General features: G+C 57.4%; 1 rRNA gene. It reads left to right on the top strand.

Annotated features, from left to right (window positions below):
• Nucleotides 1-3,123: ribosomal RNA gene (locus BLQ63_RS27550) — 23S ribosomal RNA — on the top strand.

The following is a 3,123-nucleotide window of genomic DNA, read 5'->3' as shown; positions in this document are numbered from 1 at the left end:
GTTAAGTTGTGTAGGGCGCATGGTGGATGCCTTGGTGCCGGATGACCGATGAAGGACGTGTGAGGCTGCGATATGCCTGGGGGAGTTGCCAACTGGACTGTGATCCCAGGGTTTCCGAATGGGGTAACCTAGCCGGTTTGATGACCGGTTGCGCTCGCCTGAATGTATAGGGCGGGTTGTGGTGTGGCGGGGAAGTGAAACATCTCAGTACCTGCTGTGGAGAAAACAAGAGTGATTCCGTGAGTAGCGGCGAGCGAAAGCGGAGGAGGCTAAACCTGGTTCGTGTGATAGCCGGCAGGCGTTGCGGGTCAGGGGTTGTGGGACGTTTCCGTTGGTTTCTGCCGAAATCAGGATCGCGCGTTGTTGTCTAGTCGAACGGTGTGGGAAAGCCGACCGGAGTGGGTGAGAGTCCCGTAGATGAAGGATGATGGCGGTGGTTGGGGAGCGCACCCGAGTAGCGCGGGTTTCGTGGAGGCTCGTGTGAATCTGGCAGGACCGTCTGCTAAGCCTAAAGAGGTCCGGTGACCGATAGTGGAGAGTACCGTGAGGGAATGGTGAAAAGTACCCCGGGAGGGGAGTGAAATAGTGCCTGAAACCATGTGCCTGTAAACCGTCAGAGCCCGGCAGTGTCTTTGGATGCTGTAGGCGGGTGATGGCGTGCCTTTTGAAGAATGAGCCTGCGAGTTATGGTATGCCGCGAGGTTAAGCCGTTGTGGTGGAGCCGGAGCGAAAGCGAGTCTGAATAGGGCGATCGTAGTGGTGTGTTGTAGACCCGAAGCGGGGTGATCTACCCATGTCCAGGGTGAAGCGGCTGTAAGAGGTCGTGGAGGCCCGAACCCACCTAGGTTGCAAACTGGGGGGATGAGGTGTGGGTAGGGGTGAAAGGCCAATCAAACTCCGTGATAGCTGGTTCTCCCCGAAATGCATTTAGGTGCAGCGTCGTGTGTTGCACCGTGGTGGTAGGGCGCTGGTTGGGTGATGGGCCGTGTCGGTTACTGAACTCAGCTAAACTTCGAATGCCATGGTGTTGAGTGCGGCAGTGAGTCGGCGGGTGAGAAGATCCGTCGTCGAGAGGGAAACAGCCCAGATTACCGGCTAAGGCCCCTAAGGGTGCACTGAGTGGAAAAGGATGTGGGGTCGCGTTGACAGCCAGGAGGTTGGCTTAGAAGCAGCCACCCTTGAAAGAGTGCGTAATAGCTCACTGGTCGAGTGGTTCTGCGCCGATAATGTAGCGGGGCTGAAGTGCACCGCCGAAGCCGTAGCAATGCCCGGTTGGTTTACCAGCCGGGGTTGGGTAGGGGAGCGTCGTGCCTGGGGTGAAGCCGGGGGGTGACCCATCTGGTGGACTTGGTACGAGTGAGAATGCAGGCATGAGTAGCGAAACACAGGTGAGAATCCTGTGCGCCGATTGACTAAGGGTTCCAGGGGACGGTTGTTCCGCCCTGGGTTAGTCTGGGCCTAAGGCGAGGCCGAGAGGCGTAGTCGATGGATAACCGGTTGATATTCCGGTACCCGAGTGCCGCGTATGAGTGATAGCGGTTGTGCTAACCGGCTGTGAGCCGGTGTGAGGGAGCCTTCGGGTTGTCTTGCACAGGTGAGTGGTTGGGGTCCTTTCCGTGTGTAGCGTAGTGATGGGGTGACGCAGTGGGGTAGCCGTACCGTCTGGTGGATTAGGCGGGGTAAGGTGGTAGCCCGAGACTTTAGGTAAATCCGGAGTCTCCCAGGTGCGGCCTGGAGGGTGAGCGCTGAAGCATAGCTCTTTTGAGTGAATTCGGTGATCCCGTGCTGTCGAGAAAAGCCTCTAGCGAGTGGTAGTCGGCCAGTACCCTAAACCGACACTGGTGGTCAGGTAGAGTATACTGAGGCGTTCGAGTGATGTGTGGTTAAGGAACTCGGCAAATTGCCTCCGTAACTTCGGGAGAAGGAGGGCCCCAAACCGTGTGGCGAAGCGCCTATAAGCGGTGGGGGGTTGCAGAGGCCAGGGGGAAGCGACTGTTTACTAAAAACACAGGTCCATGCGAAGCCGTGAGGTGAGGTATATGGACTGACGCCTGCCCGGTGCTGGAACGTTAAGAGGATCCATCAAGGCCTTGTGCCTGCAGTGGTGAATTGAAGCGCCAGTAAACGGCGGTGGTAACTATAACCATCCTAAGGTAGCGAAATTCCTTGTCGGGTAAGTTCCGACCTGCACGAATGGCGTAACGACTTCCCCGCTGTCTCAACCACATGCTCGGCGAAATTGCAGTACGAGTAAAGATGCTCGTTTCGCGCGGCAGGACGGAAAGACCCCGGGACCTTTACTATAGCTTGGTATTGATGCACTATTTGGTTTGTGTAGGATAGGCGGGAGCCTGGGAAGCTGCGACGCTAGTCGTGGTGGAGGTGTTGGTGAAATACCGCTCTGATCTGATGGTGTGTCTCACCCGCGGCCCTGATCGGGTCGGGGGACAGTGCCTGGTGGGTAGTTTAACTGGGGCGGTTGCCTCCTAAATGGTAACGGAGGCGCCCAATGGTACCCTCGGGCCGGTTGGAAACCGGTCGGTGAGTGTAAGCGTAGAAGGGTGCTTGACTGTGAGACCGACGGGTCGAGCAGGTGCGAAAGCAGGGGCTAGTGATCCGGCACCAACGTACGGATGTGGTGTCGCTCAACGGATAAAAGGTACCCCGGGGATAACAGGCTGATCTTCCCCAAGAGTCCATATCGACGGGATGGTTTGGCACCTCGATGTCGGCTCGTCGCATCCTGGGGCTGGAGTTGGTCCCAAGGGTTGGGCTGTTCGCCCATTAAAGCGGCACGCGAGCTGGGTTTAGAACGTCGTGAGACAGTTCGGTCCCTATCCGCCGCGCGCGTAAGAGATTTGATGAAGGGCTGTCCCTAGTACGAGAGGACCGGGATGGACGAACCGCTGGTGTGCCAGTTGTACCGCCAGGTGCATGGCTGGTTGGCTACGTTCGGGAGCGATAACCGCTGAAAGCATCTAAGCGGGAAGCGTGCTTCGAGATGAGATCTCTGTCAGCGTATAGCTGGTGAGGCGCCCAGAAGATGACTGGGTTGATAGGCTCGACATGGAAGCACTGCGAGGTGTGGAGTGGACGAGTACTAACCGCCGAGAACTTAACATA

The organism is Glycomyces harbinensis (assembly GCF_900101745.1).
Classification (GTDB): domain Bacteria; phylum Actinomycetota; class Actinomycetes; order Mycobacteriales; family Micromonosporaceae; genus Glycomyces; species Glycomyces harbinensis.
This window is presented reverse-complemented; position numbering and strand designations above follow the sequence as displayed.